The organism is Glutamicibacter sp. FBE19, from assembly GCF_015524875.1.
GTDB classification, from domain to species: Bacteria; Actinomycetota; Actinomycetes; order Actinomycetales; family Micrococcaceae; genus Glutamicibacter; species Glutamicibacter halophytocola.
This window is the reverse complement of record NZ_JACKQN010000002.1, coordinates 36,206-50,759: the sequence shown is the minus strand read 5'-3', so window position 1 is coordinate 50,759 and position 14,554 is coordinate 36,206. Positions and strand designations below refer to the sequence as shown.

15 protein-coding genes are annotated in these 14,554 nt (G+C 59.0%); 12 read left to right on the top strand and 3 right to left on the bottom strand.

What is annotated here, in order from left to right; translation table 11 throughout:
* Positions 1 to 3: 3 nt before the first annotated feature.
* On the top strand, positions 4 to 939 hold the full coding sequence (gene dapF, locus H6F58_RS03865) for a diaminopimelate epimerase (protein WP_195181138.1): 936 nt from the start codon (positions 4 to 6) through the stop codon (positions 937 to 939).
* Positions 940 to 1,006: 67 nt separating this feature from the next.
* Here dapF and H6F58_RS03860 read toward each other — a convergent pair whose 3' ends face one another.
* Positions 1,007 to 1,612, bottom strand: coding sequence for a methyltransferase (locus H6F58_RS03860; RefSeq protein ID WP_060701137.1), 606 nt, complete (start codon positions 1,610 to 1,612; stop codon positions 1,007 to 1,009).
* Positions 1,613 to 2,032: 420 nt separating this feature from the next.
* Here H6F58_RS03860 and hflX point away from each other — a divergent pair, with 420 nt between their 5' ends.
* The 3 genes from hflX to H6F58_RS03845 all read left to right on the top strand — a co-directional run bounded on the left by hflX (position 2,033) and on the right by H6F58_RS03845 (position 6,754).
* Positions 2,033 to 3,601 carry a GTPase HflX gene (gene hflX, locus H6F58_RS03855; protein ID WP_146278068.1) on the top strand — a complete coding sequence of 523 codons (1,569 nt, stop codon included), beginning with the start codon at positions 2,033 to 2,035 and terminating at the stop codon, positions 3,599 to 3,601.
* Positions 3,594 to 5,591: an ATP-dependent DNA helicase gene (locus H6F58_RS03850; protein ID WP_060701139.1), complete on the top strand. Its 1,998-nt coding sequence runs from the start codon at positions 3,594 to 3,596 to the stop codon at positions 5,589 to 5,591. Before hflX ends, H6F58_RS03850 begins: the two co-directional genes overlap by 8 nt.
* A gap of 239 nt (positions 5,592 to 5,830) precedes the next feature.
* Positions 5,831 to 6,754, top strand: a complete 924-nt coding sequence (locus H6F58_RS03845) for a glycoside hydrolase family 76 protein (RefSeq protein ID WP_195181137.1) — start codon at positions 5,831 to 5,833, stop codon at positions 6,752 to 6,754.
* A 45-nt stretch (positions 6,755 to 6,799) separates the two neighbouring features.
* Here H6F58_RS03845 and lexA read toward each other — a convergent pair whose 3' ends face one another.
* The gene (lexA, locus tag H6F58_RS03840) at positions 6,800 to 7,519 is read right to left on the bottom strand and encodes a transcriptional repressor LexA (RefSeq protein WP_060701141.1); all 720 of its coding nucleotides are present in this window, start codon (positions 7,517 to 7,519) and stop codon (positions 6,800 to 6,802) included.
* Positions 7,520 to 7,777: 258 nt separating this feature from the next.
* Between lexA and H6F58_RS03835 the strand changes: the two genes are divergently transcribed.
* The 8 genes from H6F58_RS03835 (at position 7,778) to H6F58_RS03800 (ending at position 13,990) form a co-directional block, all read left to right on the top strand.
* A complete protein-coding gene (locus tag H6F58_RS03835) occupies positions 7,778 to 8,131 on the top strand; it encodes a LysM peptidoglycan-binding domain-containing protein (RefSeq protein ID WP_060701142.1) in 354 nt (117 codons plus the stop codon).
* Between the two features lie 81 nt (positions 8,132 to 8,212).
* Positions 8,213 to 9,319, top strand: coding sequence for a histidinol-phosphate transaminase (locus tag H6F58_RS03830; RefSeq protein ID WP_146278072.1), 1,107 nt, complete (start codon positions 8,213 to 8,215; stop codon positions 9,317 to 9,319).
* A 22-nt stretch (positions 9,320 to 9,341) separates the two neighbouring features.
* On the top strand, positions 9,342 to 9,962 hold the full coding sequence (gene hisB / locus H6F58_RS03825; protein ID WP_146278073.1) for an imidazoleglycerol-phosphate dehydratase HisB: 621 nt from the start codon (positions 9,342 to 9,344) through the stop codon (positions 9,960 to 9,962).
* Complete coding sequence (gene hisH / locus H6F58_RS03820; RefSeq protein ID WP_060701145.1) at positions 9,963 to 10,598, top strand: imidazole glycerol phosphate synthase subunit HisH; 636 nt, start codon at positions 9,963 to 9,965, stop codon at positions 10,596 to 10,598.
* Between the two features lie 2 nt (positions 10,599 to 10,600).
* A complete protein-coding gene (locus H6F58_RS03815; RefSeq protein WP_171918751.1) occupies positions 10,601 to 10,750 on the top strand; it encodes a hypothetical protein in 150 nt (49 codons plus the stop codon).
* Between the two features lie 27 nt (positions 10,751 to 10,777).
* Positions 10,778 to 11,515 carry a bifunctional 1-(5-phosphoribosyl)-5-((5-phosphoribosylamino)methylideneamino)imidazole-4-carboxamide isomerase/phosphoribosylanthranilate isomerase PriA gene (gene priA, locus H6F58_RS03810; protein WP_060701146.1) on the top strand — a complete coding sequence of 246 codons (738 nt, stop codon included), beginning with the start codon at positions 10,778 to 10,780 and terminating at the stop codon, positions 11,513 to 11,515.
* A gap of 218 nt (positions 11,516 to 11,733) precedes the next feature.
* Positions 11,734 to 12,615 carry an SseB family protein gene (locus H6F58_RS03805; protein WP_060701147.1) on the top strand — a complete coding sequence of 294 codons (882 nt, stop codon included), beginning with the start codon at positions 11,734 to 11,736 and terminating at the stop codon, positions 12,613 to 12,615.
* Positions 12,616 to 12,652: 37 nt separating this feature from the next.
* Positions 12,653 to 13,990 carry an MFS transporter gene (locus H6F58_RS03800; RefSeq protein ID WP_195181136.1) on the top strand — a complete coding sequence of 446 codons (1,338 nt, stop codon included), beginning with the start codon at positions 12,653 to 12,655 and terminating at the stop codon, positions 13,988 to 13,990.
* On the opposite strand, the gene H6F58_RS03795 is transcribed toward H6F58_RS03800, so the two are convergent.
* On the bottom strand, positions 13,987 to 14,538 hold the full coding sequence (locus H6F58_RS03795; protein ID WP_195181135.1) for a GNAT family protein: 552 nt from the start codon (positions 14,536 to 14,538) through the stop codon (positions 13,987 to 13,989). The two genes, H6F58_RS03800 and H6F58_RS03795, sit on opposite strands and share 4 nt — an antisense overlap.
* Positions 14,539 to 14,554: the final 16 nt, after the last annotated feature.

Sequence of the window (14,554 nt, the reverse complement as noted above, 5' to 3'; positions counted from 1 at the left end):
TCGATGTACAGCACCGAACTAGGCCAACTGGCGGGGCAGCCTTTCGCCAAGGGCCATGCCACAGGAAACGACTTCGTCTTGATTGCGGATCCAGAAGCTGACGTGGATCTGACCGCCGAACAGGTGGCGGCACTGTGCCATCGGCGCTTCGGCATCGGCGGCGACGGCTTGATTCGCGCGGTTCCCACATCCAAGGTGCCCGGGTACGAACAGCAGGTCGCCCAGAATCCAGGGGCCTACTGGTTCATGGACTACCGGAATGGCGATGGCTCCATCGCCGAAATGTGCGGCAACGGGGTGCGCGCCTTCGCCCACTTCCTGATTGCTGAAGGCCTGGTGGATCTTCCCGTAGGCCAGAGCATCCACATCGGCAGCCGCGCCGGCATCAAGATGATCACCCGGCTTGTTGAAGGCTATGCAGTGAATCTGGGCCCGTGGGGACTGATCTTCGAGGACCAGGCGGAGGCCGACTCCATAGATTCCATGGTCAAGCCACGCGGTTGGGAACAGGCGCTGCCAGCTTTGAGCATCACCATGGGCAACCCGCACACAGTGGTGGCCCTTCCCGATATCGACATGCTCGACAGCCTTGAGCTGTTCGCAGAACCAGAAGTCGCACCAAAGCCTGAAAACGGCACCAACGTCGAATTCGTGGTTCCCAACGAGCCGCTGATCGAAGAGGACGGAGTTGCCCAGGTGACGATGCGCGTTCATGAACGCGGAGTAGGGGAGACCCTTTCCTGTGGCACCGGCGCATGCGCTGCCGCCGCCGCGGTTCGATACTGGGCCCGAGGCACCGCGCTGATCAACCAGTGGGCAGTGTCGGTGCCAGGCGGGGTCGTAGGCGTTGAATTCCGTGCCAACGATGCCGGCGGCGAAGACACGATCCTTTCCGGCCCTGCAGAACTAGTTGCCCGCGGAGTGATCGGCGCGAAGTAGCCGGTGAAGCAAAAATTGCAGGCATCTCGTCCTATGGACAGATGCCTGCAATTGCTGGAATGAGGTTCTAGGCCGGTCGCGAAACCTTCAGGACGCGGAAGGCCTTGGCCGTGGCCTCGCGAGTGATCGACCAGTCCTGGGGCAGCTGCTCGGCCAGCCATTTCTGCAAGGAATCGCTCCCCAGATTCTTCTGCACTACCAGCCAGGCTTCCCCGCCTGCTGCCAGGCGCGGCAGCCACAGCATCAGAAGTTCGTGCAGCGCTTCCTTGCCGATGCGGATGGGCGGATTGGACCAGATGGTATCGAACTGGAGACCGGGTTCAACGGAATCTGGGGTTCCGACTACCACGTTGCCCAACCCCAGGTGCTGGGCATTCAGCCGGGTCAATTCGATCGAGCGTTCATTGACATCCACGCCGTGAACGGTGGATTCGGGGGACCTCTCGGCAGCGGTCAGGGCAATCGGTCCCCAGCCGCATCCGATGTCAAGCACGCGCCCGCGTGGGGCGGGGACATGCTGCAACAACACCGCGGTGCCTTTATCCAAGCCTGAAGGCGAGAAGATTCCTGCGGCTGTCTGAACCTTGCGCACTGTGCCGTTGAGTTCGACTTCAATGGTGCGTCGTTCATCGGCCGAGGCGGGGCTGGCGGTGAAGTAGTGATCCGAGGTCATAGGCAAAGTTTATCGTTGTGCTTCCCGAGGCCAAAGACCAGCGCATTCAACGTGAGCAAAGCGATATAGGCAGCTCGAGCATTGACTGATAGAGTTTTCCCTATGACTTTCGTTTTCGTCTAATACGTAACCGCAGCGGTTACCTCGCGATCCTCCCCGGCGACGCGCCTATTTGGCGTGCCGGCATTGAAGGATTGGCAGACGGCGAAGTCTTTTTTGTTTTCCGCAAGTTGTGCATCACACGCCTTGCCATTCGCCTTCGCACCTCGGTAACCCCGCATTCACCTGCTTGCCTATATTTTTTGAGCGCTGTCAAAAGGACCACGAATGTTTGATGAACCGACAGAACCCCAACGCGTCACGTCGCGAACTGGGGGTCAACCGCACTATTCTGGAATGCGAAGTACTTCTAAGGAGACCATGACTAACTCCGAGTCACACGAGCACGATTCGGCATCAATGGATGATGCCCAGATCCAGGCCGCTATCGACCGTATCCTCGAAGCCGATGAAGCCCAAAGCCCACAGGTCCAGCACTTCGGAGAAGAAGATACCTCAATCTTCTCCGGGCAGGCCACTGCGCTCAACCGCTTCTCGACCGGCTTTACCCAATACGACGGGGACCAGGATGACCTCGCGGAGCGTCGCGCCTTGCGTCGCGTCGCGGGCCTGTCCACCGAACTCGAAGACGTTACCGAGGTCGAGTACCGCCAGCTGCGCCTGGAGCGCGTTGTGCTGGCTGGTATTTGGAGCGAAGGCACCGTCACCGACGCCGAAAACTCCCTGCGCGAACTGGCCGCCTTGGCTGAGACCGCAGGTTCTGAAGTTCTCGACGGCGTGGTGCAGCGCCGCAGCAAGCCGGACCCGTCGACATTCCTGGGGTCGGGCAAGGCCGAGGAACTGCGCGGCATCGTTGCCTCTACCGGCGCGGATACCGTGGTGGTTGATGCTGAGCTGGCTCCGTCCCAGCGCCGCGCACTCGAGGACATTGTGAAGGTCAAGGTTATTGACCGCACTAGCCTGATCCTTGATATCTTTGCGCAGCATGCGAAGTCCCGAGAAGGCAAGGCACAGGTTGAACTGGCTCAGCTCGAGTACCTGCTGCCACGTCTTCGTGGCTGGGGCGAATCGATGTCCCGCCAGGCTGGTGGTCGTGTAGGTGCCGCTGGTGGCGGCATTGGCTCGCGTGGTCCGGGTGAAACCAAGATCGAGATGGACCGTCGCCGCATTCGCGACCGCATGGCCAAGCTGCGTCGCGAGATCAAGGCCATGAAGCCTGCTCGTGAGGCCAAGCGCGCCAATCGCAAGCGCAATGAAGTGCCCGCAGTGGCTATCGCCGGATACACCAACGCCGGAAAGTCATCTTTGCTCAACCGTCTGACCAATGCCGGTGTCCTGGTGGAGAACGCGCTGTTCGCCACCTTGGATCCAACCGTGCGCCAGTCGTCGACTGAAGACGGGCTGACCTATACGTTGGCCGATACCGTTGGATTCGTGTCGAACCTTCCAACCCAGTTGGTGGAAGCCTTCCGCTCAACTCTGGAAGAAATTGCCGATTCTGATCTAATCCTGCACGTAGTGGATGCTTCGCACCCTGACCCGGAGGGGCAGATTCAGGCCGTTCGTACCGTGCTTGGCGAAGTTGACGCGTTGAATATCCCGGAAATCATCGTCCTGAATAAGGCTGACGTCGCGGATCCATTTGTCATTGAACGAATCCGCAACCGTGAATCCAATACCTCCGTGGTTTCGGCTCACACCGGTGAGGGCATCGAAGAGCTGCTGGAAAAGATCAGCTCGTCGATTCCGCGTCCAGGCATTCAGCTTGAAGTTCTCATCCCGTACAACCGCGGGGATTTGATCGCAAAGCTGCATCAGAGCGAATCTGAAATCCTGGAAAGCGAACACCTGGACAACGGCACGCGATTGATCGTCAAGGTGCGCGATTCCCTGGCGGCAGAGTTGGAGACTTTCAACATTCATGGATAAGCAAGAGCAGGCCCTTGAGCTTCTTGAGGCCGCGGTAACTTCCATGGGTGGCGCCATGCGTACAGGCCAGCAGGAAATGGTCAAGCACGTGGTGGCTGCCTTGGAAGACGAAGAACATTTGCTGGTTCAAGCTGGCACCGGAACGGGAAAGTCCATGGGCTATCTCATTCCGGCGCTGGCCCATGCGCAAACTAGTGCCAAGCCAGTGATTGTTTCAACCGCTACACTCGCGTTGCAGTCGCAAATTGTCGGTCGCGACGTGCCGAGATTACTTGAGTCACTCAAGGGCAAGCTCTCCCGTCCCATGGATGTGGCTCTGCTCAAAGGCCGCTCCAATTACTTGTGCCAATACAAGCTCGGTGGCGGATACCCCGATGACGAAGGCACGCTGTTCTCGATGGATGAACCGGCAGTACCCGCCGGAACCACCTATTCACCGCTTGCCAGTGAAGTGATGAAACTTCGCGATTGGGCCGAGCGCACCGACACCGGCGACCGAGATGAATTGGTGCCCGGAGTCAGCGACAAGGCCTGGAAGCAGGTTTCGGTTTCGGCGATGGAATGCCTGGGTTCTCAAAAGTGCCCGATGGCCGATGAATGCTTCTCGGAAATGGCACGCGCCCGCGCGGCCGAATCTGACGTGGTGATCACCAATCATGCCTTGCTGGCGGTGTCTGCGTTTGAAGGCCTGTCGGTCTTGCCGGATTTCGACGTGGCCATCATCGATGAGGCCCACGAACTGCAGGACCGCGTGACCAGCTCGGTGTCTGGCGCCCTGTCGGCTCGAATGGTGATGACTGCTGCTGGTGGCGCCAAGCGCCACTGCGGCGTCAACGTCGATGAAATGGTCAAAGCGGCCAACCGACTGGAGAAGTCCCTGACGGGGATCCCCACCGGTCTGCTGGAGCAAGGCTTGCGCGAAGACATGGGCATTGCACTCAATGACATTGTTGAGCAGGCTCGCCTGGCATTGGCGCTGTCCAAGCCAGAGGCGAACGCGCCCGCCGATGGCGGACGACAGACTGCACGCTCCCAGCTGCAGGCTGTTATGGATGACTCTCTGCGCATGCTCGAATCTGAAGAGCGCCGCGAAGTTCTCTACACAACGCGCCCACGGGAGTTCGTAGAAGGCCGAGGCTACGTGGAGGCCGAAGAATCCCAACCGGCAACGCTGAATGTCGCACCGCTGTCGGTGGCAGGAAAACTGCGCGAAGGCCTATTTGATGGCCGCACGGTCGTGCTCACCAGTGCAACGTTGGCTATCGGTTCGCAATTTGATGCCGTGGCCGGTTCGCTGGGCTTGATGGGGAACGGAGCGCCAACATGGACTGGCGTCGATGTGGGAAGCCCTTTTGATTATCCAAAACAAGGCATCCTGTACGTAGCCAGGCATTTGCCAAAACCTGGCCGTCAACTTGCAGCTGAGACCCTGGACGAGATTGAAGATCTCATCAAGGCATCCGGCGGTGGCGCACTGGCGCTGTTCACTTCGAAGCGTTCGGCGGAAGAGGCCGCCAGCATCTTGCGCGAGCGGCTGGACGTGGACATCTTGTGCCAGGGCGAGGCCAGCATGAAATCCCTGGTTGAACAGTTCGCAGACGAACGCGACACTTGCCTCTTTGGCACGATGACGCTGTGGCAGGGAGTTGACGTCCCGGGGGATTCCTGCCGTCTGGTCATCATCGACAAGATTCCATTCCCACGCCCCGACGACCCGATTTCGAAGGCCCGGACCGAAGACGTCGCCAAGCATGGTGGCAATGGCTTTATGCAGGTTTCGGCTACGCATGCCGCCATCCGCTTGGCGCAGGGCGCAGGACGCCTGATCCGATCGGTCAACGACCGGGGCGTTGTAGCCATATTGGACTCGCGCATGGCCACGGCGCGCTACGGAAGCTTCCTGAAGGCTACCCTGCCACCGATGTGGCCCACAGTAGACAAGAAGGTCATTTCTGGAGTTCTGGAACGCCTCAAGCCTGCTGAAAAGTAACTTCCGGTGCTCGAAAGCAATGACCCGGTGACTCGGGCTCGTTGAATGCACTAATGTCTGCGCCACAGGGAAGGCAAATTCCGGAAGGCAAGATGAAATCCATGAGGGAACTGGCGTGTGAAGCAGCCGAAGATACGCATGCGCGTTTTGGCCATCGGCTCCTTCGCCTGCCAGGCACGTGGATTGGCCGGCCCTATAGCCTTCAGCACCGGATGCATGACGGAAGCATGCTCAGCGATATGAATGGATTTTCTCATCCGTTTGCTGAGTGGAACTACTGGTGGCAGGCCCACTACCTGGATGCGATCCTTGACGACGGGCTGGGCTATTGGGAAGCTGGCGATCGTGATGCAGCCCGGCGCGAACTTCACCGTGCCAAAGACCTGCTGGCAGGAATCCGCATTCGCAATTTCGGAGTCTTCCCGAACTACTTCTTTGACGATATGGCATGGCTGGCGCTGGCGAGCCAGAGGTTGCTGGCTTTTTCCCGGAAGCTGGAAGGGCACAGCCATCTCGGTGCAAAACGAGCAATAACGACTTTGCGCAAGCAATTGGAAAGCGGCATCGACGAAGTCCTCGATGGCGGCTTGTACTGGTCGAGGAAACGCGATTTCAAGAATGCCCCTGCCAACGCTCCTGCCGCACTCTTTTTCGCACGCATCGGTGATCGCGAACAAGCCAGGAAGCTGCTTGACTGGATGCATTCCAACATCTTCAGCGACCAGCACGGTTTATATCTTGATGGGCTCAGACTCACTTCAACAGGCCAAAAACTGGAAGATCACCTCTATACCTATAACCAGGGTCCGGTGCTCGGCGCGCTGCTGGAATTAGGTACCGCAGCTGATTTGGAGCATGCTGCTGCACTTGTTCATGCCACACGCCGGCATCTGGCCGACGAGGCCGGATCCCTGGTGCTTGATGGAGGAGGCGATGGCAACCTATTTGCCGGGATTCTCTGCCGATACCTGGCCCTCTGCGCAAACGATGAGCGCATGGATCTGGACGTTCGGGGCATCGCACGCGATTTGGTGACGTCGACAGCTAGCCGATTGGTCAACGAAGAACCACGACGGCTCTCAGCGGCAGTTCAGCGTTGGATGATCTTCAGCGCAGCACAACGGTGCGAATCGAAACCGAAATCGCAGGGAGCAAACGACTGAGGGGTGTTGATGCTTGCGCACCAACACCCCTCATGCCAGATGCGATTAGAGCGAACGCATCACAGAAACAACACGGCCCATGATCTTGGCCGCGTCGCCCAAGATCGGTTCGTAGCGTGAGTTCTGGGGCAGCAGCCATGTATGCCCATCGCGCTGCCGGAAGGTTTTGACAGTGGCTTCTTCGTCCAGCAATGCAGCGACGATATCGCCGTTTTCAGCATTCTGCTGACGGCGGACGACTACCCAGTCACCATCACAGATAGCGGCATCAACCATGGAATCGCCAGAGACTTTGAGCATGAATAATTCGCCGTGTCCGACCAGCTGGCGAGGCAACGAGAAAACATCTTCGACAGACTGATCAGCAAGGATCGGCCCACCAGCAGCGATCCGGCCGACCAATGGAACCATGGTCGTATCGGCTGACGTGCTGAGCTCGATGACCATCGCGTCTTCGGCAGCCTTGCTCTCTGCGGCCTCCGACGCCGTTGAGTTCTCAGCATCGTCCGCCAACTGCAGCGGCAACAAAATCTCCATGGCGCGCGGACGGCGTGGATCTCGACGAATGTACCCGAGCTTTTCCAGCTGGCTCAATTGGTGGGTGACGCTCGAAAGGCTCTTGAGTCCTACCGAGTCGCCAATCTCACGCATGGATGGTGGATAGCCGTTCTTGCCGATGGCACGCTGGATCGTTTCCAGGATCTTCTTTTGGCGAATCGTCAACGAGCGTGCATTCGATCGGGGAGTGCGTTGTGAAGCTGACATGAGATTTTGCCTTCCCTAGCTATCTGTCGAAAGTTCGGCAGTCCAAACTGTCGGAGCCAGATGGTGTGATGTTTTCATTGCTCGTCTACTTCGAAATCTTAGTGGATAAGCGAGCTTCTTTCAAAGATTTGTTCGAAAACTTCTGGACAAGTCGGACGAAGCTCTGTTAGAACAGATGTACTAGTTTCGAACAAGTCTTCGAAATCTACATATCGAATATAACTTCGCATCGCTACACAATCTTGAGGAGATAAGGTCATGGCAACCCTCGCACTTGACTCAAATCAAACCCAGAGCCCATTGAAGATCCGGATCAACCGCCGCGGCTGGGCTGTTTTGGTGGGCATTCCAGTTTTTGCGCTAACCGTAGCTGCAGCGTTCTTCTTCTCGATGTTCGCTTCAGATGCAAGGGCATCATCTGAACTCCCAACGGGCGTCGAAACTGTGGACGTCACCGTTATCCCGGGCGACACCGTGTGGAGCTTGGCCAAGGAGTACGCCCAGGGCTACGACGTCACTTCTGCTGTCAGCCACATTTCGGAACTCAACTCCCTCCAGGGAAGCGAGATCCACGTTGGCGACTCGCTGTCGATCCCTGTGCTCGCTGGTTAGAGCATCGATCGAGGCAGGGGATTGTTACCTTGACTCGTAGCGGATTCACCCGCCAAGCCGGTACGCACGTAGACTTATTGCGTGAATGACCGCAGTGAACTTTTGAGTCAGCTGCCCTTGCGTGAGAATCTCCGCGGGCTATCCCCATATGGCGCACCACAAATCGACGTGCCCATTCAGCTGAATGTCAACGAGAACACTCATCCGCTTCCGCCAACTGTCGTGGATGCCATTGCGCAAGAGGTCGCAAAAGCAGCAACCAGCCTCAACAGATACCCGGATCGTGAATTCACCGAACTCCGTGAACTGCTGGCTGACTATCTCGGCCACTCCCTGACCGCAGGTAACATCTGGGCGGCAAACGGCTCGAACGAAATCCTCCAGCAAATCCTGCAGGCATTTGGCGGGCCAGGACGAAGCGTCATGAGTTTCGGACCAACATACTCGATGTACCCCCTCCTAGCTAGCGGGACCGATACAACATATATCGCCGGTACGCGCGCCGAGGATTTCACTCTCTCCGCAGAATCCGCGGCAGAACAAGTTCTCAAGCACCAACCGAACATTGTCTTCCTGTGCTCTCCTAACAACCCCACGGGCACGGCGCTTGGCCTGGACGTGATCACAGCCGTATATGACGCAATGAGCGAGCACAATGGCATGGTCATTGTTGACGAAGCCTACGCCGAGTTTTCCTTGTCCAGCACCAAATCGGCGCTCACCTTGCTTGAAGGCCGCCAGCGGCTCATCGTCACGCGCACCATGTCAAAGGCCTTTGGCCTTGCCGGTGCCCGCGTCGGGTACCTCGCAGCGGCGCCTGAAGTCACCGATGCCATTCGCTTGGTGCGGCTGCCATACCACCTCTCGGCCGTCACGCAGGCAACTGCCGTAGCGGCGCTGAAGAATATCGATTTGTTGTTAGCCCAGGTGGAAGACATCAAAACGCAACGAGATCGAATTGTTGCCCGCTTGAAAGAGCTTGGGCTTAAGCCTTCCGTCTCCGACTCCAACTTCGTCTTTTTCGGCGGGCTGGAGAACCCCCACGCGGTGTGGGAAGGATTGTTGGAAGCAGGCATTATCGTCCGCGACAATGGGATCCCGGGCACTCTGCGAGTAACCGCCGGAACCGAATCAGAAACTACTGCGTTCTTGGATCGTCTATCCGAGCTGCTCGGCGCGGAAAAGTAATCAAGAACAAGCGAAGGAAGACATGGCTGCCGAATTGATTGGCGCACGTCGCGCCCGCATGGAACGCGTCACCAGCGAATCGTCCGTATTCGTAGAACTGGATCTCGATGGAACTGGTGTGTCGGAGATCAGCACGTCCGTGCCGTTCTACGACCACATGCTCACCGCGCTGTCCAAGCACTCGCTCATTGACTTGACCGTTCGGGCAACGGGCGATACCCACATCGACGTGCACCATACCGTGGAGGACACCGCCATCACCATCGGCGAAGTGCTGCGCGTTGCCCTGGGCAACAAGGCCGGCATCCGGCGCTTCGGCACCGCATATGCTCCATTGGATGAAGCGCTTTCGCGTTCAGTGGTGGATGTATCCGGACGCCCTTACCTCGTCCACTCCGGCGAGCCGGCGGGGCAGGAATACCACCTCATCGGTGGGCACTTCACCGGTTCCATGACCCGCCACGTTTTTGAAGCGATCACCTTCCACGCCCAGATTTGTGCACATATCGAGGTGCTCTCGGGCCGCGATCCACACCATATTGTCGAAGCCCAGTTCAAGTCCTTTGCACGAGCTCTGCGCGAAGCCGTTGAATTCGACGAACGCATGGGTGACAAGATTCCATCCACGAAGGGTGCACTGTAAGTGGAAAAGAAGAATGTAGTTGTTCTCGACTACGGTTCGGGCAACGTCCGTTCGGCTGTCCGGGCGCTGGAAGCCGCGGGTGCTCACGTGGAGCTGACCGCAGATCCCGAAAAGGTCATGAGCGCTGACGGGCTGGTTGTTCCTGGCGTTGGCGCCTACGCGTCCGTGATGGAACAGCTGACGAATATTGGTGCCCTGCGCTGGATCGGCCGCCGCATCGCCGGAGGACAACCCGTATTGGGAATTTGCGTCGGCCACCAGGTCTTCTTCGAGGAAGGCGTTGAGCACGGAGTCCAAACGGCCGGTATCGGCGAATGGCCCGGCACCGTCGAACGGCTCAAATCCGATGTCATTCCGCACATGGGCTGGAATACCGTGCAGCCACCAGCTAGCACCAAGCTCTTTGCCGGCGTCGAGAACGAGCGTTTCTACTTCGTGCACTCATACGCAGTACAGAAGTGGGAATTCGACGTTACGCAACCTGCAATGACTCCGCCTCAAGTTACCTGGAGCACGCACGGAACGCCATTTGTGGCCGCAGTGGAGAACGGTCCACTCTCGGCAGTGCAATTCCACCCGGAAAAGTCAGGCGAAGCCGGCGCACAGCTGTTGCGCAACTGGTTGGGCACCCTGTAGGCATGTGGACCATCGTGCTTGGGTTCGTTGGCGCATTCCTGGCTGGCGGAGCGATCTCCCTCAAAAGCCAGAAGGCCCATATCTCTTGGGTCATCGCGCTATGGGCTCTCGCAGCAATGAGCATCATTGCCGCGTGGGTATTGGCCCTCTAAAAAATTCATTTCTTCACAAAGGACATTATGAGCGAGCAACCAATTCTCGAACTCTTGCCTGCCGTAGACATCGCCGGAGGCCAGGCAGTGCGTCTGGTCCAGGGCGAAGCCGGTTCCGAGACGGGCTACGGCGATCCACTGGAAGCTGCCCTTTCCTGGCAGAACGCAGGCGCTGAATGGCTGCACCTGGTTGATTTGGATGCTGCTTTTGACCGCGGCAGCAACGTGGAGATCGTCCAGCGCATCGCCAAGGAACTGAACATCAAAGTTGAGCTCTCTGGTGGCATTCGTGACGATGCGTCCCTGGACCGCGCCTTGGAATTCGGCGCGACCCGCGTCAACTTGGGAACCGCTGCGCTAGAAAATCCTGAATGGACCAAGCAGGCCATCGCCCGTCATGGCGACAAGATCGCAGTGGGCATGGACGTTCGAGGCACCACCTTGTCGGGCCACGGCTGGACCAAAGATGGAGGCGACTTGTGGGAGGTCCTGGCGCGCCTGGAAGATGCGGGATGCGCCCGTTACGTCGTCACCGACGTGACCAAGGACGGCACCCTTCGCGGACCGAACGTCGAGCTGTTGCGTGAAATCGCCGCAAAAACCAATAAGCCTGTCGTAGCGTCGGGCGGCATCTCGTCGCTCGAAGACCTGCGTGTGCTTCGCGAGCTAGTTCCAGAAGGCATCGAGGGCGCCATCATGGGCAAGGCCCTGTACTCAGGACAGTTCACCTTGCAGGAGGCCCTGGACGTAGCAGGACGCCGCTAAGTCCGCTCGCTCCACCACAATGACGGTTTGAATGCCACTGGGCATTCAAGCCGTCATTTGTTTTCTGGCGCGGACAGCGCACGATGAAACCAGAGGGCATTCGCCGGCTGCTGATTTCCGCAAAAAATCTTGAATTACCCATCCGTGGTGTTCAAGCTCATGGGAGAAGATTCCGTCCGTCCTTTCAACTGAAGCAAATCCACCGATAGCATGGAGCTATGAGCACGGAGCATTCTGAATCAGCGCCTCAACGCCACCTGCCTGGACATATCGTCGCGGCCTTGGCCCAGGCCGGTTCACCCGCCGACTCTGCGGGGCAGGATTGGGAAGGGCGCGACCTCAGCGGCGAGGGCAACCCCCTGCATAATTTCGACAAGGACGACGGCAGCGCCGACTCCCAAACCATGGAGGCGCTGGCGCAGCTGCGCGACGGCAAAGGCTCCGAGGCCGAAGTCCACAAGGCCTTGGCCACTGCACGGGTGTTCGTGGCGGTTGTCGCCCAGCTCGGCGAAGAAGCCATGACCGAGCACGGTTTCGCTTCGGACAAGGAAGCCGACATGGCACTGGTGAAGATCAATGCTCCGGACGGCCGAATGGCCCTGCCTGTCTTCAGCACCGTCGAACGACTGCAAGCCTGGCACAAGGAGGCCCGGCCGGTGGCAGTGTTTGCCCCGCGCGCGGCACTCTCGGCGGTCAGCGAGGAATGCCAGCTGCTGGTCCTTGATCCGGGCAGCGACTTCACTTTCGTCCTGCGCCGACCGGGGGTCTGGAACCTCGCCAAGCAGATCGACTGGACTCCAAGCTATCAGAATCAGCAGATCGCCAACCTCGTGCAGGATGCCACCGAAGGCTTCAGCCAATTGCAGGCCGTGAAGCTGGCTCCGGGCAGGGGAGTAGGCTCAAGAACCAGGGACGGCCAGATGGTTCCTGGCGGCGGATCCGGACCAGAACTCAATTTGCAGTTCGTTTTCGCACCGGGAACAAGCCGGGAGAAGGCGCAGGAAATCACCGGCGCCATCCAGGGGCGCTTGGCCCAGAACACTGAATTCACTGAAGCGGTGGATTCCCTAGAACTCAGTTTGCATAGCGCGCCAAGCTAGACTCGGCGGGCTCCTAGAAGTAAGGAACACCTCGGGCATGAAAAGCTATTGGCAGATTCTGCGCCAGCCGCAGATCTCGATGCTCCTGCTGATTGGCATGATTGCCCGACTTCCTCACTCTGCACTGAGCATGCTCTTGCTCCTGCATCTGGTCAACAACCTTGAACAGAGCTGGGTCTCGGCCGGCTTGGTCACGGCGTTGATGACCCTGGGTATCGCCATCGGCGCACCCTGGCGCGGATCACGCGTAGACTCGTGGGGATTGCGCCGGGCCATGCTGCCTTCGATCATCGTCGAAACCCTGGTTTGGTGCACCGTCCCGCACGTGCCGCTGGTCTGGGTTTACCCCTTGGCCTTCGTCGGCGGTTTATTCGCCCTGCCAGTATTCTCCGTGGTGCGTACGGCCTTGGGCATCATGACCACCGGCGAGCAGCGGCGAACCGCATTTGCATTGGACGCGACAGCCACCGAATTGGTGTTCATCGTCGGGCCGGCAACTGCCGGCATTGTTGCCACCCAGATCAGCAGCGTGATCGGGCTAAGCGTGATTGGACTGACCGCCTCCCTGGCCGGATTGGTGCTGATGATCCTCAACCCGCCAACTCGCAGCGATGACCCCAAGGCCATCGCCATGCAGCCCAATGCCCATGAAGAGCGGCTGGGTGCCGAAGCCAGCTTCATTGCCGCAGCCCCAATGGGCGTGCAAGAGGTTGAAGGCGAACTGATCGTTGCTGGCTGGAAGTCGGCGCGGGCCAGGATCAAGAAGCGCGGACGGGCCTTCAAGAGCCGCTTCAGCTGGATCAGCGCATCGGTGCTGGCGGTTTTCATCGCCTCAGCCGGAGCCGGGATGCTGCTCACCGGCACCGAAGTGGCCATCGTGGCCGAGCTCGATGCCGCCATGCAAAGCCACCGTCTCGGATTGGTGTTCTTATTCTGGTGCGGTGCTTCGCTGATTGGGGGCCTGGTCTACGGCTCCATGAAGCGTGTGGTTTCGCCCCTGCTGCTGCTGTTGTTCATGGCGATTTTGACGATCCCGATGTACTTCGCGTGGGACACCTGGTCCTTGGCCCTCTTCTCCGCCTTGCCCGGGTTCCTCTGTGCGCCGACCCTCTCGGCCGCCTCGGAATGGCTCACGGATTTGGTGGCCGAAAAACGCCGTGGCGAAGCCATGGGCTGGTACGGTTCCGCGATGACCGCTGGCACCGCATTGGGTTCACCGGTCACCGGGCTCTTCGTGGACAGTGCTGGCCCGGCCTACGCCTTTGTCGGCATTGGCATCATGGCCACCATCGTGGTCCTGGCCGCCCTGGTTGCCCAGCAGATTCGCCGTCGGGTGCGCCGGGCTCGCCGGCAGCGCTGGGAAACTACGGCCTAGTCCTGCGCCCTCTCGGCGATGCGCGAGTACATATACAGATCCTTGGGCTCATTGCCGATCAGCTCCCAGCCGCGCAACAACCCTTCGCGCTGGAATCCACACCGTTCGGCCACACGCCAGGAGCCTTCGTTCCACGGCTCGACGTACAGCTCGACACGATGGATGCCAGGATAACCCAGGCCCCAATCAGCGAGGGTGTTCAGCGCGCAGGCGGCAATGCCTTGACGGCGATGTTCCGGTCCCACCCAGTAGCCGATGCTTGCCCGTCCGTGGCGGGCGTCGCGGAACCACAGGCCAATCTGCCCGACAGCCCGATGGGTTGTCGAATCCGCGATGGCGAATGAGTATCCGGTTCCATCCGTGGTTCTGCTCCATTGGCGATAGATGAATTCCAGGCATTGTTGATGATCGCCCTGTAGCGGCACAGTGGTGATCCTTGTGATGTAGGGGTCCGACGAAGCCTGCTTGATGAGCGGGATGTCCTCAAGCGAAAACGGGCGCAGATAATAGGGCGTTGCGTCCAAGACGGGCTGTTCGATCAGTTCCATTGGAACAACACTAGCC